Origin of the sequence: Bartonella sp. AU18XJBT, from assembly GCF_028618595.1 — a bacterium.
GTDB lineage: Bacteria > Pseudomonadota > Alphaproteobacteria > Rhizobiales > Rhizobiaceae > Bartonella.
This window is the reverse complement of record NZ_JAQITE010000005.1, coordinates 50,779-74,011: the sequence shown is the minus strand read 5'-3', so window position 1 is coordinate 74,011 and position 23,233 is coordinate 50,779. Positions and strand designations below refer to the sequence as shown.

General features: G+C 36.4%; 17 protein-coding genes. 11 read left to right on the top strand and 6 right to left on the bottom strand.

What is annotated here, in order from left to right:
- Positions 1–118: 118 nt before the first annotated feature.
- Positions 119–904: a ComF family protein gene (locus PVV60_RS03000; RefSeq protein WP_273723029.1), complete on the top strand. Its 786-nt coding sequence runs from the start codon at positions 119–121 to the stop codon at positions 902–904.
- A gap of 47 nt (positions 905–951) precedes the next feature.
- On the top strand, positions 952–1,206 hold the full coding sequence (gene grxC / locus PVV60_RS02995; protein WP_273723027.1) for a glutaredoxin 3: 255 nt from the start codon (positions 952–954) through the stop codon (positions 1,204–1,206).
- Positions 1,207–1,226: 20 nt separating this feature from the next.
- On the opposite strand, the gene ubiG is transcribed toward grxC, so the two are convergent.
- Positions 1,227–1,970, bottom strand: coding sequence for a bifunctional 2-polyprenyl-6-hydroxyphenol methylase/3-demethylubiquinol 3-O-methyltransferase UbiG (ubiG, locus tag PVV60_RS02990; RefSeq protein WP_273723026.1), 744 nt, complete (start codon positions 1,968–1,970; stop codon positions 1,227–1,229).
- A gap of 189 nt (positions 1,971–2,159) precedes the next feature.
- Between ubiG and PVV60_RS02985 the strand changes: the two genes are divergently transcribed.
- A complete protein-coding gene (locus PVV60_RS02985) occupies positions 2,160–3,416 on the top strand; it encodes an aspartate kinase (RefSeq protein WP_273723025.1) in 1,257 nt (418 codons plus the stop codon).
- Between the two features lie 2,992 nt (positions 3,417–6,408).
- Here the strand turns inward: PVV60_RS02985 and nhaA are convergent.
- Together nhaA and PVV60_RS02975 are read right to left on the bottom strand one after the other, a co-directional pair.
- On the bottom strand, positions 6,409–7,767 hold the full coding sequence (gene nhaA / locus PVV60_RS02980; RefSeq protein ID WP_273723024.1) for a Na+/H+ antiporter NhaA: 1,359 nt from the start codon (positions 7,765–7,767) through the stop codon (positions 6,409–6,411).
- A gap of 146 nt (positions 7,768–7,913) precedes the next feature.
- Positions 7,914–9,620 carry a hypothetical protein gene (locus tag PVV60_RS02975; RefSeq protein ID WP_273723023.1) on the bottom strand — a complete coding sequence of 569 codons (1,707 nt, stop codon included), beginning with the start codon at positions 9,618–9,620 and terminating at the stop codon, positions 7,914–7,916.
- A gap of 352 nt (positions 9,621–9,972) precedes the next feature.
- Here PVV60_RS02975 and PVV60_RS02970 point away from each other — a divergent pair, with 352 nt between their 5' ends.
- The 8 genes from PVV60_RS02970 to PVV60_RS02935 all read left to right on the top strand — a co-directional run bounded on the left by PVV60_RS02970 (position 9,973) and on the right by PVV60_RS02935 (position 18,101).
- Entirely contained in the window at positions 9,973–11,745 is a 1,773-nt protein-coding gene (locus PVV60_RS02970; RefSeq protein ID WP_273723021.1) for an SLC13 family permease, read from the top strand.
- Positions 11,746–12,328: 583 nt separating this feature from the next.
- A complete protein-coding gene (locus tag PVV60_RS02965; RefSeq protein ID WP_273723019.1) occupies positions 12,329–13,000 on the top strand; it encodes a tetratricopeptide repeat protein in 672 nt (223 codons plus the stop codon).
- A 4-nt stretch (positions 13,001–13,004) separates the two neighbouring features.
- Positions 13,005–14,429, top strand: coding sequence for a ribosome biogenesis GTPase Der (gene der, locus PVV60_RS02960; RefSeq protein WP_273723018.1), 1,425 nt, complete (start codon positions 13,005–13,007; stop codon positions 14,427–14,429).
- Between the two features lie 982 nt (positions 14,430–15,411).
- Entirely contained in the window at positions 15,412–15,846 is a 435-nt protein-coding gene (locus PVV60_RS02955; RefSeq protein ID WP_273723017.1) for an AtpZ/AtpI family protein, read from the top strand.
- A gap of 7 nt (positions 15,847–15,853) precedes the next feature.
- On the top strand, positions 15,854–16,612 hold the full coding sequence (locus tag PVV60_RS02950) for a F0F1 ATP synthase subunit A (protein ID WP_273723057.1): 759 nt from the start codon (positions 15,854–15,856) through the stop codon (positions 16,610–16,612).
- Positions 16,613–16,666: 54 nt separating this feature from the next.
- Complete coding sequence (locus tag PVV60_RS02945; RefSeq protein ID WP_005773968.1) at positions 16,667–16,897, top strand: F0F1 ATP synthase subunit C; 231 nt, start codon at positions 16,667–16,669, stop codon at positions 16,895–16,897.
- 131 nt (positions 16,898–17,028) lie between these two features.
- Positions 17,029–17,595, top strand: a complete 567-nt coding sequence (locus PVV60_RS02940; RefSeq protein WP_273723016.1) for a F0F1 ATP synthase subunit B — start codon at positions 17,029–17,031, stop codon at positions 17,593–17,595.
- An 11-nt stretch (positions 17,596–17,606) separates the two neighbouring features.
- Positions 17,607–18,101: a F0F1 ATP synthase subunit B gene (locus PVV60_RS02935; RefSeq protein WP_273723014.1), complete on the top strand. Its 495-nt coding sequence runs from the start codon at positions 17,607–17,609 to the stop codon at positions 18,099–18,101.
- Between the two features lie 123 nt (positions 18,102–18,224).
- On the opposite strand, the gene glyS is transcribed toward PVV60_RS02935, so the two are convergent.
- From glyS to PVV60_RS02920, 3 genes are all read right to left on the bottom strand, one after another.
- A complete protein-coding gene (gene glyS / locus PVV60_RS02930; protein WP_273723013.1) occupies positions 18,225–20,447 on the bottom strand; it encodes a glycine--tRNA ligase subunit beta in 2,223 nt (740 codons plus the stop codon).
- Positions 20,447–21,388, bottom strand: coding sequence for a glycine--tRNA ligase subunit alpha (locus PVV60_RS02925; RefSeq protein ID WP_273723012.1), 942 nt, complete (start codon positions 21,386–21,388; stop codon positions 20,447–20,449). Before PVV60_RS02925 ends, glyS begins: the two co-directional genes overlap by 1 nt.
- Before the next feature lie 95 nt (positions 21,389–21,483).
- Positions 21,484–23,178 (bottom strand): tetratricopeptide repeat protein, encoded by a 1,695-nt coding sequence (locus tag PVV60_RS02920; RefSeq protein WP_273723011.1) that lies wholly within the window; start codon positions 23,176–23,178, stop codon positions 21,484–21,486.
- Between the last annotated feature and the right edge of the window lie 55 nt (positions 23,179–23,233).

Below are 23,233 nucleotides of genomic sequence, written 5' to 3'. Positions count from 1 at the left end.
TATGAAAGAAAAATAAATTTATAGAAGGTAAGAGTTTTTAAAGGAATTAAAATTATAAATTGAGGAAATGCAAAGGAACTGTTGTTCTAAGGGGAACTTGTAAAAGCCTAAATTTATAATGTTGTATTTTCGAGAAGCGGCGTTAAATAGCGGAGATATACTCAGTAAGTTCATTGAACTCTTGAAAACGATGCTTTATCCACCAATTTGTCCTGGATGTAAGCAAAATGTTTCTACTTATGGTACGATTTGCTCCGAATGTTGGAAAGACCTTCAATTTATCACAAAACCTTATTGTCCTGTTATGGGGACTCCTTTTGTTTGTGATATGGGGGATGGTTTTCTTAGTGGTGAAGCACTTCGTAATTCCCATCCTTTTTCACGTGTTCGCTCAGCTATTGTTCATAAAGGGCTTGCACGAACTTTAGTAACGCGCTTAAAATACGGTGATCATATAGAATTGGCATCATTTATGGCCAATTGGATGATGTTTTCTGGACGCGAGCTTATTGATGATTGTGATGTTATTATTCCCATTCCATTGCATTTTCGTCGGTTTTGGGAGAGGCGTTATAATCAATCTGCTGAGCTTGCACGTTATATTGCAGCATCACAAAAAAAGCTTTTAAAACCAAGTTGGCTTGTTCGTTGTCGGCATACCCGTCCGCAGGTTAGTCTTTCTTCAAGAGAGAGAAAACTTAATGTAAAAAATGCTTTTAAGGTTTCGCATAAGGTTAAAAAATATCTCAAAGGATGTTCTGTTTTGCTGATTGATGATGTATTTACAACGGGTGCAACAGTTACAGCAGCAGCTGCTGCATTAAAATATGCGGGTGCGCGACAGGTTGATGTGCTAACATTTTCGCGTGTTCTCAAAGAAGATTCTATTTTTCCCTCCTCGTAAGAGGGCTTTAAAGTGAATATTATTAAAAAATATTGGAGGATAATACTATGAAAGAGATAATAATTTATACACGCCCTAACTGTCCTTATTGCACAAAAGCACGTGATTTGCTTGATAAAAAAGGCATAAAGTATACAGATATTGATGCTTCCACATCCCTTCGCCAAGAAATGGTACAGCGCGCAAATGGACGTAATACATTTCCGCAAATTTTCATAGGTGATTATCACGTGGGTGGTTGTGATGATCTTTATGCTTTAGAGGCTGAGGGAAGGCTCAATTCTTTATTACAAGGCATATAATATTTGTAAATTACATATCCTTAAGACCGTTTTGCGAGAAGGAGATAGTTAACACCCATGTCTCTTGAGCGATTCCAGGTGTCGTTTAATGGGTTATAAGTAATACCTATCTCATCAATGACAGTCAGAGCGTTGTTTGATAAGAAATTTTTAAGTTCTAGAGGTTTTAGGAATTTTTTATAATCATGTGTTCCTTTAGGAAGCCAACGTAAAATATATTCAGCGCCTACAATAGCAAGCCCCCATGCTTTCCATGTGCGGTTAAGTGTTGAGACAAACATTAACCCTTGTGGTTTCAACATTTTCGCTGTAGCTGCTATGAAGAGATTAACGTCAGCGACATGTTCAACAACTTCCATATTAAGGATGATATCAAATTTTTCTCCTTCATTGGCAAGTACTTCTGCTGTCGTCGTACGGTAGTCAATGGAAAGGTCATTTTGAGCTGCATGGGTTTTTGCGACTTCAATATTTGTTTGTGCAGCATCAACGCCTACGACCATAGCGCCAAGACGTGCCATTGGTTCAGATAACAAGCCTCCTCCACAGCCAATATCAAGAATTTTCAAATTGTCAAAGGGCGTAAGCGAAAAAGGGTCACGATTAAACTCTAAACAGATTTTTTCTCTGATATAAGCAAGGCGCGTTGGGTTAAATTGGTGAAGAGGTCGAAATTTTCCTTGTGGATTCCACCATTCTGTAGCAATACGTGAAAAATGATCAATTTCACTTTGATCAACAGTTGTTTGTGTTTCATCGATCATGTTGCCTTCCTTTTATTTTAAATGATCAGGTCAAGTAGATTTTATACAAAATCAAGAGAAATTAATATAATCATAATGAAACTTGCACAAATGATAGATATTCGCTATGTCGAGAAAATGGTTAGTTGATACAGCATCTAATTCTCATTACCGTCTGAGATAAGAGATGTAAAGGTAAGAGTGTTATTAATGGCGCGCATTGTCATGAAATTTGGTGGAACATCTGTAGCAAACATTGAATGTATTCATAATGTTGCACGGCATGTCAAAAGAGAGGTTGATGCAGGTAATGAGGTTGCAGTTGTCGTATCTGCGATGGCTGGTAAAACCAATGAGCTTGTTCAGTGGACGTGTGATGCTTCCTTCACGCATAGAGATGCTCGTGAATACGATGTTGTAGTTGCTTCTGGTGAACAGGTTACTTCAGGTTTGTTGGCTTTGACACTTCAAAAAATGGGGGTGAATGCACGTTCATGGCTTGGTTGGCAAATTCCTATTCATACAGACAATGCGCATGGCCGTGCACGTATTACTAATATTGATGGATCTTTTTTAATCGAGTGTTTTCAGGAAGGTCAGGTTGCCGTTATTGCTGGTTTTCAAGGGTTAGCTCCGGATAACCGGATTTCTACCTTAGGGCGTGGGGGATCAGATACAAGTGCTGTTGCTATAGCTGCGGCTGTACAAGCTGATCGCTGTGATATTTATACGGATGTAGATGGTGTTTATACAACGGATCCACGTATAGAACCGAAAGCGCGTCGTTTACCAAAAGTAGCTTTTGAAGAAATGCTGGAAATGGCTTCTCTTGGTGCAAAGGTTTTACAGGTTCGTTCTGTTGAATTGGCAATGGTTCATAAGGTTCGTACCTTTGTGCGTTCAAGTTTTGATGATCCTGATGCGTTAGGCATGGGGGATCCAATGAGTTCTTCTGGAACACTTATTTGCGATGAGGATGAAATCGTGGAACAACAAAATGTTACTGGTATTGCTTTTGCTAAGGATGAAGCGCAAATTTCCCTTCGTCGGCTTGCCGATCGTCCAGGGATTTCGGCAGCAATTTTTGGTCCATTGGCTGAAGAACGCATTAATGTTGATATGATTGTGCAAAATATTTCTGAAGATGGCTCAAAAACTGATATGACTTTTACTGTACCATCATCGGATGTAGAAAAAGCCGTTGCACTTCTTGAGAAGAATCGCAAAGAAATTGGATTTGATGTTCTTCAATTTGAAAGCGATCTCGCTAAGGTATCGGTGATTGGTATTGGAATGCGTAGCCACGCAGGTGTTGCTGCTACAGCATTTAAGGCTTTGGCTGAAAAGGGTATTAACATTCAAGCAATTACGACCTCAGAAATTAAAATTTCTATTTTGATTGATAGTGCTTACACTGAACTTGCAGTTAGAACATTACATGCTGTTTATGCCCTTGATAAGGAATAAGTATTTTTTAGTTTCAACAAAGTTTCAATAACATAAAGCTTTAATATATATTAATAATTTTTGTTAAGGACAATTTATATTTTTAACTTAAATAGAATATTAATACAGCAAAACTCTCTCATTTTAAACGTATTCATGATGAATTTAAAAACGGTCGCTTATACATTACAAGAAGAAAGATGTTTGGGTAAAAAACTGTTTAGGAAGGGATATAAAATATGCCGTCTATAAACGTTTTAGAGCCTATAGAGAGGGATGGAGAAGTCTTTACGATATAAGGACTTAATAGAATAAGGTGCAACGCACTGCGTTTATTCAAAGGATGCATGTGACATGAGGGACAGCCTCGTGAATACAGATTTAATATTATAAATCTTAGAGAAATTTGAGCTCATTGGATTAGTGACGGACTACCAAAAATAGAATCGAAGATGTATTTTTTAGAGATATTTAGCTTATCTCAAATGGTCGTTTATAGCTTTATGTATATCTTGTAAATTTAATGTTTTCCGTATTATGAAGCAATAAAAAATATATCTCTATAGACAATATTTATGTTGCGCTATAAGTTATAGAATTACTATATTTTATGCGTTTACGGCTTATAGTTCTTCGAGAAGAACTTTTCATAAAATCATGTAATTATAGATCAAAATTAAATGATAATGTTATAGTGTGTTGCTTTATGATTTCATTACTTAAATTTTTTTTCATGTCTATTTATTTTTTTAAATTATGATTAAGATTTTCAGAGTTTTCGATGCCTCCATATGTTCTTTAGGTTAACTTTCTTCCCTTAACTACTCTATTACAAGTATTTTCGGTGTCATACTGCCAATGACGCATGAAATACTTCTTTCGTTTTTGCAGTATGTCGTGCTAGTTTCTTATCATGTTTACATATTTTTCAAATGGTAGCCTTTGTAAGTAAAATTCTTCTTGTAAGAAATATAGCCATTTTTATTATTTTAATTTCATTAAATATTTTTTTCCACAATTTGTTTTTATTCAGTATATGAATGCGAAAGTATTCTCTTATAGAATAATGCATTCGAATGGGGATGTTCCATGTGAATATAATATATGTTATCAAAGTGCGATAATTAATACACTTATTCCCAATAAAGATATTTTTATAAATATTATTTTCTATAGTCTTTTGTAGTTTTTAGTTTGTTCTTGTCTATTTTTTTATCGCTTAATTATTCCATGTTGAATATGTAAATATGCTAAACCATTTCATTATATGCTTCCCCATCAAGAATAAGATAATACGCTTGAGCACCCAGTAGATAGGGGGCGTTTAGAAGTTCTCTGCCATCACTGGTTGTATTAGATTGCCTACTATTAATTTGCTTCTTGAACAATCCAGAATTATGCGCAATGAAAAAAGCATCTTGAGTAGTATAGCTTATAGTTTTTAGATATTTTACGATTTTTTTATTTGCAAAGAGCTTTTTTGATCTGCATACGTCTTTGATTTTACAACTTTTTGTATCTGTACCTGTGTGGTACTATGTTCACGACCAGCAACAAATATTTCACTGAAGATTACAGCTGATAGAATAAGATTTTTAAATATGAGGTAACTTACTAAATTTTCTCTATAATTTATTTTTATACAATGTGTGTTAACTCTACGTGATTTATATATAAATAAGAATTTTCATTACAATATTATTTTACTCTTATTGTATTTAATGTGGTGTTGTATAATTCGAAAGTCTCGAAAATATTGTTTTTTGTTAGCTGTATCAATATCTAATGTCAGCGCAGATGCATGTTTGACGATGTATATTGAAACGGATAAGGGGCCTATGAGCAACTCCTGTTTTTGTATACCAGATAAGAACAAGGATGTTGCGTATACCTGTTGGGGTAACCTCTGAAATGGAGATAAAACCTAATTGGGGGAGAGCCATAAAAGTGAAAACCAGCTTCTATTTTACAACTTCCTTTTAATTCTGCTTTACGGCTTTCAAAGGTATTGACAGCAATATCTTTTAAATAATGGATATTACACATTGATTCACGTTTTTGTTTATTGCGTTATTTAAATCGTATATGCCTTCCACGTAAAACAAAACGCTATTATATTGCCAATTTACGCGCTTGTTTTGAAAAATATTTCTCTCCAACCCCATTACGACGCCTGTGGATGCTGTAACGTAAAATTTATTGGGGACCATCTCCTTTACTTAGATCAAAGCTCTCAGTTGGTCGTCATCATTTAATTTTTTAGTTTTCGTGTTGAACAGCTCTTGTATGGATATGATGAAGCATTCTTATTTTTTTCTTCAAATAATCCATACTTTTCCTCGGCTTGTGACGTGTAAGCGAATAGTTTTGATTGATGCATCATGTACAGATTTGAAATGAGAAAATCTTACGATATTTGGACTCCATTCAAGATTTATAGTGATAAATTATTATTATAAATCAAATATTTTCACCAAAAAATAATGACCTTTTAAGAAAATAAAAATTAAAGTTGTTTAGAATATCGGCAATAAAATCAGTAACGAGGAAGGTGGTTTATTGGAAAAAAATAAGCCATGGAGTTACTTAACTGATTATTGAATTTCGCTTATTCGTATCTTTTTATTATAATTAAACATAAGATATTGATTTATAATAATTAATTTTTCTTTATAGTGAATGATAGTTTGGATGAAAGGAAACTTCGCTAAAACCATGAAGCCTTTTATATTGAAACAATTAAAGTCATTCCTATGCACATCACAAGTGGAGCAGGTGTATGAGTAAAAGATTATTGAAGAAAGAAAAAAAACATTTCTTATGAATCTTCTAAGTGTCAAAGGTTGGTGCAACATTAGAAGCTCATAAATAGTATGATGATGTTAGTTTTCTCCTTCATAAGTGTAAAGATGAGGCGAGACAACGGATTTTACATTAAATATTGTCCGAACCCAACAAATAAGAAAAATTATTTTTAAAAGTTCTGCATAAAAATATATTTTCAGTTAGTTTGTTAGGAATTATGAGAAATTCCTGTATTGCGCTTAATATAAATAAATCCATATCCCAGACCGATAAGAGCAGATAAACCAGAGCCACAAAGGACCCCAATTTTTGCCGCATCAAGCAGAACAATATCTTTAAAAGCAAGCATTGAAACAAAGATAGACATTGTAAAGCCAATTCCAGCTAAAAAACCAATGAGTAAAACGCCTGTCCATGTCATATGAGGGGGTAGGCGGCATAGCCCTGATTTTACGGCTATATAACTAGCTGTGATAATACCAAGAGGCTTACCAACGAAAAGACCAATGACAACACCCAAAACAATCAAGAATGATTTGTCAGAAGAAAGATCAAAGTTTGCAAAACTTACTCCTGCATTTGCGAAGGCAAAGATCGGCATAATACCGTATGCAACCCATGGATGCAACGCTTTTTGAACGCGTGTTACTGGAGCAATCATGGCCCGTTGTCCTTTGCGCATTTTTTTCAATGCGGTTGAAATATGATGCAGATCTGTTTTTGTATTTTTTTCTTGAAGAATTTGCATAGCATTACTGAGCATAGTGAGTGGCGCTACAAGAGTACGGGTAGGAAGAACGGGAGTCATCATTCCTAAGATTACACCAGCAAGTGACGGGTGAACACCTGTTACCATTAGACCCCGCCAGATGATTGCACCAGGTAAAATGTAAAGCCATGCTGATGCAAGCCCGATCCACTGAAAAAATAGCACTAAAGCAATACCTGCTCCTGCAATCATTAAACCGCTAGGATCAATGTTTGTTGAGTAGAAAAAAGCAATAATAAGAACAGCGATAATATCATCAATAATCGCTAATGATAGAAGAATAATATGAAGATTAGAAGGAATTTTTTTTCCAAGAAGAGCAAGAATACCTAGAGCAAAGGCAATATCTGTTGCTGTTGGCACAGCCCAACCGCGTATATGCCCCTCATTAAAGTTGAAGATAAAGTAAATAATTGCAGGAACACAAACGCCCCCTATCGCTGCAACAATTGGTAAGATTGCTTGTCTAAAATCGGCAAGAGCACCTTCATGAATTTCGCGTCGAATTTCCATTCCTGCGACGAGAAAGAAAATAGTCATAAGGGCATCATTAACCCAGAAATGTAAATCCCATGAAAGAGTAAAATGACCCAAATTAAAGCCAAGAGGTGTATGCCAAAAAGATTCATAGAAAGCAGCATATTTAGAATTGGCAAAAATAAGTGCAGCAGCAGCAGCTAATAAAAGAACAATACCACTAAGAGCTTCAATATGGAGAAAACGCTCGATCGCAGAAAGGGCTTGATTGGTGACACGAGAAGCGCGATTAGGCAGGCGATTTGAAGATAAATCAGACATGAACAACTCCAAGAATCGATAATTTTAGATTCTATATTCTCTGTGTAAATGACTTTATATGATACCTTCTGTATCATATAAAAGCAAAAAGAGGAATAAAGTTCTTAATTTATAGACAAGATCATCATATTTAAAGCACAAAATGTTTAAGGTGATGCTTCATTTTTAATAATGAGATGTACTTTGTTTAAAGCCTTGGATAGATCATTTTGTAAAGCAGATTCGAGATCAACCATTGTGAGCCCTTTATTATCTTTTGCTTTAATTTTAACAATCAATGTTTGTGGATTTTTAGCAAATTCCCCTAAGGATTTTGAAATTTTTTCTGCTTCGTCATGATTTTTCAGCAGCATTTTTGGGGTCTGCGTCATCATTAGATAGAAATCGTCATATAGTTCCTTTTTAAGATCATGTTGGCTGTCATTAAGGTTTTGCGCAAGATAAGAAAAAAGCTTATCAATGAAACCTGCATCCCTATATTGCACATCAATTTCATTGATGCCAAAGTCTTGAGAAGCAGCAATCATTACATTTTGTTGACCAGAAAAAAGCTTTTCATCAACATCAATAACCTTAGCCGATATGTTCCCAGATCCAACGTCTTTCATATTGAAAGACATTGCATCAAGAAGGAGCATCCGTCTTTTTTCATCGTAAGAAATATCAATTTTTCCTGAAATGTCAAAGCGCTCAAAGTTCAGATTTTTGAAGAACTCTAAGTCTTTTTCATTCATTTTTTTAGGTAAAACGGAAAGGTTATTGAGAGAAAGAAAAAGCTTTTTGGGGATAGGTTGTTTCCATAAGGTTGGTTTAAATTGGAGTGATTCGAGAGTTGCTTTTAACTGCGGTATATCAACGGTGATATTATCAATTTTGGCATCCGCTGAGGTAATGGCGAGCAGTATGTTTAGAAGAAGACCATTTTGTGCTATTTTTTCAGCGATTTTATTATTCTCTTTTCTTGCATTAAGATAAGCTTTGATCAATTTTTCAGGAGTTTGTTCAAGCGGCTTCATTTTTAAACCAGATGTTTTAAACTGTCCGAGGAAGAAAGAACTATTTTTTTCCGCTTCTTCAAAAACATCGACACTTACATTATTCAGAGAAATGGGGCCAGTAACGATTTTACCTTGGTTGAGAGCGTTGTTTTTTCCAAAAATGATAGAATAGGCATAGTTGATATCGATATCATGGGCTTTTATTGTATCACTTTTAGCCATAAGCTGCATCTGTTTGGCACCATTTACTGCAACTGTTTTAAGATCCATATTTTTAATACTAACTGAACGGATATGGCCATTTTTAAAATCAGAAAGCTGGAAATTCTTGACGTCAACTGTTTCTATTCGGTTATTTTTATTTTCTATAGAAAGTTGTATATTGGGAGCAATAATTGAGGAAAGCTCAATACGCATCATTGATTGTAAAAGCCGTGATGTTATCGTTCTATCTTTTTCTTTTAAGGATATACTCCGAAGAGAAATTTGGGGAATTTGCACATGAATATTATTATGCTTTAAATCCACATTATAAAATGTAAAAGTTCCGGGAATAAAGGAAAGGGGAGGACGGGCAGAAATGGCACCAATTCTAAGTGATGTATCAGTTGGAACGGGTAATGTCACATTCTTCAAATTGACTCTACCTAGAATGCTTACTTCAGATGTTTCGGCTTTTATGCCACGACGGGCTATTTCTTGTTTTACAAAACTATCAAGATAGGGTTTTGCGATATAAAATCCACCAACAATTATAATTGCTAAGATAGCAACAAATCCAATAATGCAAGTGAGCCAATATCTGAGGTTACTTTGATACCCACTATTAAGATTGACCATTCTTTCTTCTTTCATTTTATCACTCTTTGAATTGAGAGTGAAGATAAATTCTTTTAAGCAACGACAAAGGTTTAAATATAGCGTGTACCAGTTTCAACAATTATCTACTCTCTATATTAGAGTTATTCTCATCTTTTTTGCAATATAGCTTTATCAACTTTTATCAATTTTCTTTGGGTTCAGCACTTTATAGAAAAGAACGCATAATAAGGAGAGGAAAGTTTATGCGCATCATAATTTTTTATCATTTTAAAATTATCCTAAAATATTCCGATGTCTGTTTTTATCTTGCTGCTGTTTATAGGAATATTTAAAACATAAAAATATATTTTTGTGTATTATAATTTAATGGGGAGAGGTGAGTGTTATGACAGAAAATCAAATAATAGCTTTTTCGATCATGGGTCTTATGATGGTTGTTTTTATTTGGGATCGATTTCGTTATGATCTTGTTGCTATTTGTACGTTATTAATAGCTTGTGCTCTTGGTCTTGTCAGTCCGAAGGAAGCTTTTAGCGGTTTTAGTAATGATATTGTTATTATTGTGGGGAGTGTGTTTGTTGTCAGTACGGCCGTATCGCGCTCTGGTATAATGGAGTTTATTATTCAACGGATATGGCCAGATGTAAAATCTGTGCGTCTTCAATTAGCTTTTTTAGTTCTTTCTGTTGTCGTATTATCAATGTTTGTTAAAAACATTGGTGCCTTGGCTATTATGCTTCCGATAGCTTTTCAGTTTGCACGTCGTTCTCAGGTTTCTCCTTCTGTCTTTTTGATGCCCATGGCCTTTGGTTCTTTGTTGGGGGGGCTTATGACACAGATAGGAACATCTCCCAATGTTGTTATTTCAGCGATGCAAGAACGTTTAGCAGGAACACCTTTTACTATGTTTGATTTTACACCAGTTGGTGCGGTTATTGCGACGGCTGGTGTTGTATATTTGGTCTGTTTTTATTGGCTTTTACCTGTGCGTGTGCGTTCAGGTGTATCATTTGATGATGCCATTGATATTCGTAATTATGTTGCAGAAGTACATATTCCAATAAATTCACCGATTATAGGGAAAAATATTGTTGATTTGGTTAAGCCATTAAGTGGTGACGTTATGGTGATTCAAATCATCCGAAACAAAGTATCTATTTCACCATTACCAGATTTTGTTTTGTCTGAAAATGATATTATTTTACTGGAAGGGTCGCATACAGGGTTAGATAGCGTGATGAACTCTGCTCGTTTAGAGTTTTCTAAGGGGCGAACTATTGCTGCAGGTGATAAGGACAGTGACATTGATATTATTGAAGCAGTCATTACCCATAATTCACCTCTTATGGGCATTAGTGCGAAAGAGTTTTCTCTATTTGATCGCTATAATGTAAATTTGCTTGCGTTAAGTCGTCAACATGAAAGGGTACGGGGAAGACTTGATGATATTATTTTCCATCTTGGCGATGTGATTGTTTTGCAAGGACAGGATGCAGTTATTCCAAATTTATTAAGAGAATTGAAATGCTTGCCCCTAGCAAAACGAAATATTGTGTTTGGAAATTTACGACATGGTTTCATCTCTTTAGCTGTTTTATTTATAGCCATTATTTTTACAGCTTTTCATATTGTTCCAGTTGCTTTTTCTTTCTTTTCTGCTGCTGCTGCAATGGTTATCTTTCGCGTTTTGCCCGCGCGTGATCTGTATCAGGCATTAGATGGCCCAATATTAGTCCTATTAGCGGCTCTTATTCCAGTGAGTGAAGCGTTAGAGAAAACAGGATGTACGGATCTCATTGGCCAATGGCTGAGCCAATTGGCAATATTTTTTCCACCATCTGGTGCCTTAGCGCTTATGTTGGTGACAGCTATGTTGGTCACGCCATTTTTGAATAATGCAGCAACAGTGATGATGGTAGCACCAATTGCGTCAAGTTTTGCTCATTCCCTTCATTATAAGCCCGAAGCTTTTTTGATGGCTGTTGCAATTGGTGCAGGCTGTGAGTTTCTTACACCTATTGGACATCAAAGTAATATGCTCGTGATGGCACCAGGAGGATATCGTTTTAGTGATTATCCACGTTTGGGTGCTCCATTGGCGGTGTTGATTGTTATTATTGCTGTTCCAATGCTTATGTGGGTTTGGCCTTTACAATAGGATATTTTTAAAAACTTTAAGAATCAATTACAAAAAGTTGTTAATCGGATGAAGATAAGTTGAAGAGTTACACTTTGTATAAAGAGGTATAAAGAGCTTTAACTGAAGATTTGGAATTATACCCTATTTTATCATGGCGCTTCGGTATTTTTAATACAGATAAAAATTTATCTATTTGGTTTTAGTAGATATTCGTGGAAATTTACTTTTTATTCAAGTTATTGAAAGAATTATAATTCTATAATCCAATACAGCCAAAAATTGCGTTGAAGATTTTAAAAGATTATCTCTCTATATAATGGGGAGAAAATCCGCTTGAGATGATAGGCAATCATGATAAATATTAAAACAGTGAATTTTTTATAAGACTCAAGACAATATATGTAAAAGCTGTAATGTGAACAAACAGGGCGTTTACATCATTTTCGATTAAGACTGTTGCAAAAATCTGATTGATTTGGCTACATGTTGATTTAAAATAAATAAACGAGCAATTTAAAGATTTTTAGTTAATTAGGACTACCATCTTGGTCCATTTATGCGTAAAAGCACAGATAAAGTAACTTTTTTCAAGGTATGATATATGTCGTATGATAGTTTTATTGCTGAAGTGAATGCAGAATTTCGTCAGGAAAAGGCGCTTGCTTTTTGGAGACGGTATGGTTTTTCAATTATTGGAGCAGCTATTCTTTTTATATTGATGATAGTTGCTTATCAAATTTACCATCATCAGCAAATAAAGAAAGCTGGTTATATTGGTGATGCATTTGTAAAAAGTCTTGATTTTGCGGATACACGTCATTTTGATAAAGCGATAAAGCAATTAGAAACTGTTAAAACCTCTCATTTTGGGGGGTATCCTTTTCTTGCTCGTTTACGTGAGGCTTCTTTACTCATGGAGAAAGGTGATATTATTAAGTCAGTGGAGATCTTTGATTCTGTTGCAGCGGATGAGAAAGCACCGCAGATTTTGCAGAAAGTTGCAAAAATTCGGGCAGCTTATATTCTGGTTGATACAGGGACATTCGCTGATGTTGAAAAGCGCATCAAAGATATGACAAGTGATACCAATCCTATGCGTATGTCTGCAAGAGAGGCTTTAGGCTTAGCTGCTTATAAGGCGGATAAAATGGATGAGGCGGTTTATTATTTTAAGAAAATTTCTGAAGAAGGTGCTTTGGGTTCAAAAATAACAGATCGGGCTCGAATAATGCTTGAGCTTATACAAGCTGAGGGCAAGGCAAATAAGGAATAAATTGATGAGCCTTACCATTGCTATCGTTGGTCGTCCCAATGTTGGGAAGTCAACATTATTTAATCGTTTGGTTGGGCAAAAATTGGCTTTGGTTGATGATAAGCCTGGTGTAACACGTGATCGGCGTATTCATGCGGCAAAACTTCAAGATCTACGTTTTGATGTGATTGATACGGCTGGGCTGGAGGAAGCAGGTGATCATACACTTGAGGGGCGTATGCGTTCTCATACAAAAGCTGCGATTGATGAAGCTGATCTTATTTTATTTGTATTTGATGCAAAGAGCGGAATAACACCAAGTGATTTAAATTTTGCTTCATTGGTTCGCAAATCAGGAAAGCCAATTGTGCTTGTTGCCAATAAATCTGAGTCAAGAGCGGCAACAGGAGGAGAGTATGAGGCGTGGTCATTAGGTTTGGGGGAGCCTTGCCCGATATCGGCTGAACATGGTTTGGGATTTAGTGATCTGCGTGATGCAATTATAGATGCTGTTGGGTCAGAGCATGCTTTGGGCAATAATAAAGAAGAAGATATTACGATACAGCTTGCATCTGTTGGTGATGATGTAAACGATTTGGCGGAAGAGGAGCTTATTTACGATGAAAGTAAACCCATTAGGATTGCAATTGCGGGGCGTCCCAATACAGGAAAATCCACCCTTATCAATAGTATGTTGAAACAAGAGCGCTTGTTAACAGGACCAGAGGCAGGACTCACGCGTGATTCTATTTCTGTAGATTGGGAATGGTGTGGTCGTCATATTAAACTTTTTGATACTGCAGGTTTACGTCGAAAATCAAAAATTCAAGAAAAATTAGAAAAACTATCTGTTGCAGATACTTTGCGTGCTATTCGTTTTGCAGAAGTGGTAGTCATTGTTTTTGATGCAACGATACCTTTTGAAAAGCAGGATTTACAAATTGCTGATCTTGTGATTCGTGAAGGGCGTGTTCCCATTATTGCTTTCAATAAGTGGGACCTTATTGAAAACAGTCAGATCACATTGATTGATTTGCATGAAAAATGTGCGCGATTTCTTCCTCAAGTTCGTGGTTTGAGAGCTGTTCCTTTATCAGGACAATATGGTCAAGGAATTGATAAATTGATGGAAAATGTCATGATGATGCACCGTGTGTGGAATCGTCGCATTTCAACGGCTAAATTGAACCAATGGCTTGGAACTGTTGTGGCACATCATCCGCCTCCTGCGGTTTCTGGCCGTCGACTTAAGGTTAAATACATCACACAGGTTAAGACACGTCCGCCTGGATTTATGATTTCTTGCTCGCGCCCCAAAAGTATGCCCCAGTCGTATTTGCGCTATCTTATCAATGGGTTACGTGAAACATTTGATATGTCTGGTATACCCCTTCGCATATCATTGCGAGCCTCTGATAATCCTTTTGCGACACGTTCCAAGAAGAAATGATAACTTTTTAAATTTTATTGATAATCATTTACTATGAGCGTTATTGAATAGAGCTCTCTCATTTTGATAAAGATCATTTATTTACATGTTATGAGAAGAGTTTGATAGGGAGTATTTAAGAAAGAGTACATAATCCTCTTAATGGGTTACTTAAATGCAAGAATAGATGCAATATGAGGGTAGGGGAATATAATGATGATGCTCGTTTGAAAAGAAGCATTAAATTATCGTTTCATAAAAATAAAGGTTATGTAAGCGCTTTTGCTTACAATAGTTTGTCTAAATAAAAAGCAAAAATATTTGCTGAATCTACTGATATTCAATTGTAAAGGGCGAAATTCACAAAAGTGGATTAAAATTGTATAAAGTGTTATGGCGATCGTATTTAAATTTTATTGTGTTCTATTGGCTTGATCTATTTGAAATTTTAGATTTATTAATATCTCATATTTAAAGAAAGCTCTCTTAATATCCTCAAGCTTATTGAGTGATGGGGCCTGTAATGGCATAATATAAGATACTTTGCGAACAGGATATAGAAACCATTAATTATTATTTTCATAAAATAAAAAGTGCAAGTTTATTTGAATAAAAGAAGAAAACCAACGCTCTCACACTGTTTTTTAGCTTTCTATGTTCTCTTTCAAAGCTAGGATTGATATAGCATTGGGAGCTGGAAAATAAGATGGTATCAGTTTACACCTCTTGTTAAGCGTAAAAATGATTATTCTATAAGTTTTATATTATACGGAAACTTTTCATTATACATTCACGGGTGCTGTCGTGAAATCGGTTTAGGTTCTCAGAATATCTTTTTAAGAGAGTATGTAAATTGAAAAATACGTTATTTCTGCAATAAAATTTATATGATAATTTGTTATAGATTTCTTTTAGTATCTTGACGAATAAATTTGAGAACAATATGATGCACACGGTTTTATGAAATGCATTCTTGCTTTTCTTTTTAATTAAGGAGCCAATGATGGCGATGGGCGAGAAACCCGTTATAAGCCGGAAGGAGGCTGAAGAGGAGAAGCAAGGAGACTGTCTTCATTCAGAGGATTTGGAATGTCGTAGTAGGAACTTAAGCGTAGCTTTAGTGCGCAAGCAGGCATTAAAGAAACGAGAGAATAAGAATAAGCGGGAAAAATCACAAGGAAGGATGGCAGATGCAATTAAGCTTTCCAGTGAGTTTCTGGCGAGTGTTATAGTTGGTGTTGTTTTGGGGTTGGGGTTTGACAAGTTAGCAGGTTCGTATCCTTGGGGATTGGTATTTTTTCTCTTCTTTGGATTTGCTGCTGGTATAGTGAGTATTCTTCGGTCTGTGGGGTATGTTCCCTCCAGTCAATTAGGAAAAAAAGGCGTATTGCGCCAAGACAAACAAGATAAAGGGCCCAATGAGAGGTCCGATAAATGAGGTTGAAGTGACAGCGCACGCTCCAGATCCTATTCATCAGTTTGAGATTTCAAGGCTGATTAAGATTTCCATAGGAAATATGGATTTATCGTTTACAAATGTATCATTGTTCACAGTTCTCACGGTTGTTATAACTTCTATTTTTCTCTTCATTTCATCATCAAGTCGTGGATTGGTTCCAACGCGGATGCAGTCTCTTTCGGAAATGGCATATGAGTTTGTAGCATCGACTCTGCGGGAATCATCTGGTGTACAGGGAATGCAGTTTTTTCCTTTAGTTTTTTCTCTGTTTACTTTTATTTTGGTTGCTAACTTTATTGGTCTTTTTCCTTATTTTTATACGGTTACATCTCAGATCATGATCACGTTTTCGTTAGCAATGGTGGTAATTTTGACAGTGATTGGTTATGGCTTTTATAAGCATGGGGTCAGTTTTTTGAAACTGTTCGTTCCCAGTGGGGTTCCTGTTGTGGTTTTGCCTCTGGTGACAATGATTGAGGTTATTTCTTTTCTCTCTCGTCCAATTAGCCTTTCTCTTCGTCTTTTTGCGAATATGCTTGCTGGTCATATTACGCTTAAAGTATTTTCTGGGTTTGTTGTTTCAATGATTGGGGTGGGACTCGTAGGTGTGGGTGGTGCGGTTTTACCGCTTATTATGACTGTAGCGATTACTGCTCTTGAATTTTTGGTCGCATTTCTTCAGGCTTACGTCTTTACGGTTTTAACTTGTATGTATCTTAATGATGCAATTCACCCAGGACATTAATAGAACTGGCGGTTTTCCGTCGAATAATGCAATTTCGCTTTAAAGGAGAATAACATGGAAATGGTGCTTGCAGCAAAATATATTGGCGCTGGACTTGCTTGCTTTGGTATGGCTGGAACAGCTTTAGGGCTTGGTAATATTTTTGGTAGCTATCTTTCTGGTGCATTACGAAATCCATCAGCAGCAGATAGTCAGTTTGGGCGTCTCGTCTTTGGTTTTGCTGTAACAGAAGCTTTGGGAATTTTTTCGTTGCTCATTGCTTTATTACTTCTTTTTGGGGTTTGATCATCATCAAAGGGGTATATCTGTTCTTGCATGAGGAAAGATTTACCCTTTTAGCTCTTAATCAGAGAGATGTCAGTCAGTTATCATCGGTTAGAGAGGGCTTTAGTAAGCTATTTAAAGGATGAAAGAAGATGTTTGTTTCAAGCGCTTATGCACAGAACACTGAAACGTCGATAGAACATATTAAAAAGGTGGCAGAGCATGCAAATCGTGTGTTTCCGCCTTTTGATTTTGTACATTTTGGTTCGCATTTTTTCTGGTTGGCAATTTCTTTCGGACTTTTTTATCTTTTTATCTCTCGTGTAATTGTACCACGTATTGGTGGTGTTATTGAAACACGGCGAGATCGAATCGCGTCTGATTTAGATCAGGCAATGCGCATGAAGCAGGAAGCAGACATTGTTGTTGAAACTTATGAGCGGAAATTAGCAGAAGCGCGTTTGAAAGCGCAGGCTATAGCGCAGGTAGCGAGTGAAGAATTAAAAGAAAAAGCAGAGCTTGAACGGAAAGAAATTGAAGAGAGTTTAGAAAAAAAACTCGCAGATGCTGAAAAACAGATAGCAAAAATTCGGGATAGAGCGATGCAAAATGTTGGTTCTATCGCTGAAGAAGTAGCCCTTGAAATTGTGAAAAAATTGATTGACGTTGATATCAGCAAAGAGGCTGTCCGTTCAGTTGTTAAAACTGCGGATTATTGAGGAAGACAAAGATGACTGATACTTTTTGGGCATTTGTTGGGTTAGTTCTTTTTTTGGCTCTTTTAGTCTATTTACAAATTCCACAGAAGCTTATACACCATCTTGATGCGCGCGCGAAGCGTATTAAAGATGAGTTGGATGAAGCTCTGCGTCTTCGTGAAGAGGCACAGGAAATATTGGCTGAATATCAACGCAAACATGCAGAAGCAGAAAAAGATGCGCAAGAAATTATTGCAGCAGCAAAGCATGAAGTTGAATCCATTATTGCTGAGGCTCGTACAAAAGCAGAAGAATATGTAAAAAACCGCAATAAATTGGCAGAGCAAAAAATAGCTCAAGCAGAAGCGGATGCAATACGCATGGTTTCTTCATCGGCTATTGATTTGGCAATTTCTACAGCACGTATCCTTATTGCAAAGGAATTAGATTCTAACAAGGCAGATGAGCTTATTAAAGAGTCTCTTGAGAAAGAATCATTTGTCAAAATGAAAACATATCTTAATTAATGATATTTGAGAGGTAAATAACTGCCTCCTTGGTTGCATAATTTTCTTAATATTAATTAATAAAAATCATAAAAAAGAAGTTTATATTCATTGTTTTTACCAGTTGATAGGGCGCCTTTGATTTTAAATGACAAGTTTTGAGAAGTCTGCAACCGATTGTGTAACAATGTGAGTACGTTTGAGAAGAGCAAGACGGTTAGCACGAACATCAGGTTTTTTATCATTTACCAATACTTTTTCAAAAAATATATCAATCAACTTTCCAAGTGGCGCTAGCACACTGAGTGCAAATGATAAGTTTGTTGCATTAATGGGCGCAAGAACCTTTTTCTCTACTTCACAGATTGCGTGATAGAGTTGCATTTCTTCTTTCTCGACAAAAAGCTCAGGATTAATTTCATTCGCTATTGTTGTGCTTTTTTGAAATTCATTTTCAAGAATATTAGCAGTACGTTTTACAGAGGCTACAAAGTTTATTCCATCGTGGGTATTAATAAAAGCAATAAGGGATTCGACACGACGTGCAACCAATAAAAAATCATCAGAATCTTTATTCAAAACGGCTTCAAGAGCATCGTAACGAGCACCTTCCTCTTTTAGATAGATTTTCAAACGGTCATGAAAAAATGATAATAGGTCTGATAAAATATATTCTGTTTTTTCTGGAAGCAGATTCTGCAATTGTGAAATTTCTCTTTGAGAGATTTCATATTTATTTTTTTGTTGTAAGAAAAGATTCGTTGCGAACTGAAACAGTGGTATAAGATTGATTTTCCAATCTCGCGAAAGGACAAGCCTAATAATTCCCAATGCTGCTCGTCTTAACGCATAGGGATCTTTTGAGCCCGTTGGTTTTTCATTAATGAGCCAAAAGCCAACGAGCATGTCAATTTTGTCAGCGAGCATAACGGTTATAGCAAGCGGTTCTTGTGGAAGACGATCTGTTGGTCCTTGAGGTTTATAATGGTCCTCGATTGTTATAGCTACGCGAGGATCTTCTCCTTGAAGAAGGGCATATTTTTGCCCCATAACACCTTGTAGTTCAGGAAATTCTCCGACAATTTCTGTTTGCAAATCAGCTTTTGCAAGGATGGCTGCACGTTTTGCTAAAAGAGGATCTGTTTGTATCAAAGGTGCAATTTCTTGTGCGAGTGTAGCAATGCGTTCTACTCTTGCACCTTGCGTACCTAATTTAGCATGAAAAGTTACATTCAAATGATCAAGTCGCGCCATTCTTTGATCGAGAGGTTTTTTTATATCAAGTTCAAATTTTTTTATAGAAGATTCCAATTGTTGAATATCAGGCAAATCACGCTGATCGGTTTGCCAAAAATAAAGTGCATCAGAAAGACGGGCACGGACAACCTTACTATTTCCTTTTGAAATTTCTTTGCCTTCATCATTTGCAAGAATATTAGAAACGAGAATAAAATGATGAGAAAGTTTTACTTTTTCTCCTTGTTTACGGGTGACAAAACATTTTTGATTGGCTCGAATGGTCAAGCGAATAATTTCTGGAGGAATATCAAGGAATGATTTGTCAAAATCACCCATCAGAATAACAGGCCATTCAACAAGACCAGCAACTTCTTCTAGGAGGGAATTGTCTTGAACCAGTTCTAACCCGTTGGCAAAGCAGAGATTTTGGGCATCAGCTAAAATAATATTCTTTCGTCTCTCGGCATCCAGAATGACTTTATGGGTTTCAAGTTGAGTAACATAATCATCAAAGCGACGCACTCGAAATGGCTTTCCATCACTTAAGAAACGATGACCATAAGTTAAATTATTGCTTTTAAGAGAACCAATTGTAAACGGAATAACATGTGTTTCACCAATTTCTGGTCCGAAGATGCAAAGAATATTTTGTAAAGGTCGAATCCACTTCAGAGCACCATTTTGTGCTGAATCCTTTCCCCAACGCATAGATTTCGTCCACGGAAAGTTTCGGATAATATTCGGTAAAATATCGGCAATAATTTCTTCTGCAGCTCGACCTTTTTTAACAATTTTAGCAATATAAAAATGACCTTTTTTATCATCATGCCCAATATGTGCTTCAGAAATATCGTTTAATCCTGTTGCACGTAGAAAACCATCAATTACATGCTGTGGTGATTTTATACTAGGACCTTTGCGTTCTTCATGGATATCTTTTGAGCGTGTAGAAAGTCTGCGTATGTCCAATGTTAGCCGACGAGGTGTCCAATATTCACGAGCAGCTTCATAGATCAATCCAGCATTCACAAGTTGATCTGTAACAGATTTTTTAAGATCAGCAGCAGCTTTTCGTTGCATACGTGCGGGGATTTCTTCACTGAAAAGTTCAAGAAGAAGATCAGACATTAGGCTTCTCCAGTGTATATTTGTCCAGCTTCTGTGAGTAAGAAGGCTTCCCCACAACGGCGCGCGAGATCACGAACGCGAAGAATGTAATTTTGTCGTTCGGTTACAGAAATCACGCCACGTGCTTGCAAAAGATTAAAGATATGGCTCGCTTTAATACATTGATCATAGGCAGGAAAAACACAGCGATGGAATACATTTTCTTTATTTTGTTTTCCAGCATCAAGAAGTGCGCTGCATTCGCGTTCTGCATCGATAAAGTGCTGATGGAGCAATTTTGTATCAGCAAATTCGAAATTGTAATATGAGTATTCCTGTTCTGCCTGTAAAAAAATATCTCTATAACTTATTTTGTTTTCTCCCTCCAAACCATTAAAGTTAAGGTCATAGACGTTATCAACCCCTTGGATATACATCGCTAGACGCTCAAGACCGTATGTAAGCTCCCCTGAAACTGGAGCACATTCAATGCCGCAAACTTGTTGAAAATAGGTAAATTGAGAGACTTCCATCCCATCGCACCAGCATTCCCATCCAAGCCCCCAAGCACCAAGGGTGGGACTTTCCCAATCATCTTCAACAAAGCGAATATCATGCAGTTTTGTATCAAGCCCGATAGCTTGTAGCGACTTTATATAAAGTTCTTGTAGATTGAGCGGAGAGGGTTTGAGAAGCACTTGGAATTGATAATAGTGTTGCAAACGATTTGGATTCTTACCATATCGGCCATCTGTTGGACGTCGAGAGGGTTGGACATAAGCAACTTTCCAAGGACGTGGACCTAGAGAGCGTAATGTTGTTGCTGGATGAAAAGTCCCAGCTCCAACTTCCATATCGTAAGGTTGCAAAATTGCACATCCATAGTGTGCCCAATAATTTTGCAAAGTCAAAATTAGTCCCTGAAAAGAACGTTTAGGGTTAAGATGTTCAGGCAGTTTCACGCTTTTTATACTCTTTATATTGAACTAAACAAAAAAAACAAAGTAATTTTAGTTTCTCTATTTATTATTTCATGTGGTTTATGGTTAAGCATCGTTTATTGCAAACCAAATTTCAACTTTTCTTGAATTTGTTCAGAATTTTCTGGTTTTCCATCAATTGCGTGGTTCCATTGAAATATTGCTTCACGTTTACGTCCAACTTTCCAATAGGCATCCCCTAAATGATCATTCAGTGTTGGGTCCTCAGGTTGTAATCTGACAGCATTTTCTAATATTTGCACTGCTTTATTATATTCTTTTAGTTTATAATAAGCCCACCCTAAAGAATCGAGAATATGACTGTTGTGAGCTTGCAAAGCAGAAGCTTTTTGCAGCATACGGAGCGATTCTTCAAGCTTCTCACCACGTTCCACAAGGGAATAGGCTAGATAATTAAGAACCTGCGGTTGGTTTGGGAAAAATTCAAGTGATTTTCGCAAGTCAGTTTCTGCCCTTGGCCATTGCTTTAAACGTTCAAAAGCAATACCACGCTGATAAAAGAGTTTCCAATCATCTTGCTGAAAGTTTTTTATCTTTGTAATAGCGGTGTCTAGAGTTTTAATGGCCTCAAGAAATTTATTGTCCTGCATATAAAAAGCAACGAGTGTTATCAAAATATTACGATCATTAGGAAATTTTTTATTTAACAATGTGAGTAATTTTATTGCTTCTTTGTAATTGTTGTTATTGGCAAGAAGGAATGCAAGATGAAGTTGTCCATCTCTATAATAAGGAGATTTAGGGGATAAAGCGCGATAAAGTTTAATTGCTTGATGAGGATCATTCAATTTAGCAGAAATGTGTGCGAGCTGAAACAGTGTTGCGTCATTTTGAGGGTATAAGGCGAAAGATAATTGCTTAAAAATACGTGCAATTCGCCCTGAGTTTTTGTGGTTGAGGGCTGTTCCAAAATTATATAATACCTCGGCTGCTCCTTGTTGAGGAGTTTTAATAACTCTCTCTAAGAAAGCATTCTTTTCAATTTTGTCTCGAAAGTTTTTAAAGACTTCTCGACCCGACAACATTTGTTCGCCATGTTGGATTGTTTGAAGAGCTTGGTTGCGCATATTATGGCGCAATTGGAATGAGGCATAGGCTATGATAATACGTTCATAGGTATTAGGAGCGATAAGAGTCCCCTGTTTGTTACTAAGTGCTTTAATGAAATATTTTTTTGCATCCTTTGGCTGTTCTGCAAGATCGCTCATAAGTGCTAGATGATAATATATAAAAAGGTCATACCAAACAGGACCTTTGAGTTTCTTAAGATCAGCGATTGCCTGAGACTTTTGTCCAGATCCAAATTTAATCCAAGCACCAATGAGTTCCGGTATTGGATTATTGGATGTTGGAGGCTCTTTTGATTTCAGAAGAAAATTGGCATTCTTATAGTCTTTTTTGATGAGACTTTCTACTGACAAAGTTAAGGAAACAAAGGGAGTTATAACATCTTGCTCTTTGAGTTTTTGGGCTTGTTGGACAGCTTCTTTAAAGTTTCCGACCGAGAGCATAGCTTCAAGGAGCTCTTTTTGTGTTTCAATGTTATCAGGTTGATAAACGAGCGCTTGTTTAAAGTAATTGATAGCAAGTTCTGTTTTATTTTCATGATTTGCAACTCTTCCAGCTAAATAAGCACCTGTAAATGAGCTTGTATGAGTTGCTGCACTTATTTTACTGTAGGTGGGGTATGGCATCAGCATGATACCCACGATCAAGAGGGTAAAAATTCGGGATATCGTTGCAGAGCACATGGGGCTAATCCTTTTCAAGATAATCAATCGATGGTGTTGTTTATAGATCAATCTC

Bases quoted from the DNA above. Each gene is read 5' to 3' on its own strand.
- nhaA (WP_273723024.1), bottom strand. From the start codon at position 7,767: ATGTCTGATTTATCTTCAAATCGCCTGCCTAATCGCGCTTCTCGTGTC.
- PVV60_RS02955 (WP_273723017.1), top strand. From the start codon at position 15,412: ATGGCGATGGGCGAGAAACCCGTTATAAGCCGGAAGGAGGCTGAAGAG.
- PVV60_RS02965 (WP_273723019.1), top strand. From the start codon at position 12,329: ATGTCGTATGATAGTTTTATTGCTGAAGTGAATGCAGAATTTCGTCAG.
- PVV60_RS02975 (WP_273723023.1), bottom strand. From the start codon at position 9,620: ATGAAAGAAGAAAGAATGGTCAATCTTAATAGTGGGTATCAAAGTAAC.
- PVV60_RS03000 (WP_273723029.1), top strand. From the start codon at position 119: ATGTTGTATTTTCGAGAAGCGGCGTTAAATAGCGGAGATATACTCAGT.
- PVV60_RS02935 (WP_273723014.1), top strand. From the start codon at position 17,607: ATGACTGATACTTTTTGGGCATTTGTTGGGTTAGTTCTTTTTTTGGCT.
- PVV60_RS02945 (WP_005773968.1), top strand. From the start codon at position 16,667: ATGGAAATGGTGCTTGCAGCAAAATATATTGGCGCTGGACTTGCTTGC.
- grxC (WP_273723027.1), top strand. From the start codon at position 952: ATGAAAGAGATAATAATTTATACACGCCCTAACTGTCCTTATTGCACA.
- PVV60_RS02940 (WP_273723016.1), top strand. From the start codon at position 17,029: ATGTTTGTTTCAAGCGCTTATGCACAGAACACTGAAACGTCGATAGAA.
- ubiG (WP_273723026.1), bottom strand. From the start codon at position 1,970: ATGATCGATGAAACACAAACAACTGTTGATCAAAGTGAAATTGATCAT.
- PVV60_RS02970 (WP_273723021.1), top strand. From the start codon at position 9,973: ATGACAGAAAATCAAATAATAGCTTTTTCGATCATGGGTCTTATGATG.
- PVV60_RS02920 (WP_273723011.1), bottom strand. From the start codon at position 23,178: ATGTGCTCTGCAACGATATCCCGAATTTTTACCCTCTTGATCGTGGGT.
- PVV60_RS02985 (WP_273723025.1), top strand. From the start codon at position 2,160: ATGGCGCGCATTGTCATGAAATTTGGTGGAACATCTGTAGCAAACATT.
- glyS (WP_273723013.1), bottom strand. From the start codon at position 20,447: ATGTCTGATCTTCTTCTTGAACTTTTCAGTGAAGAAATCCCCGCACGT.
- der (WP_273723018.1), top strand. From the start codon at position 13,005: ATGAGCCTTACCATTGCTATCGTTGGTCGTCCCAATGTTGGGAAGTCA.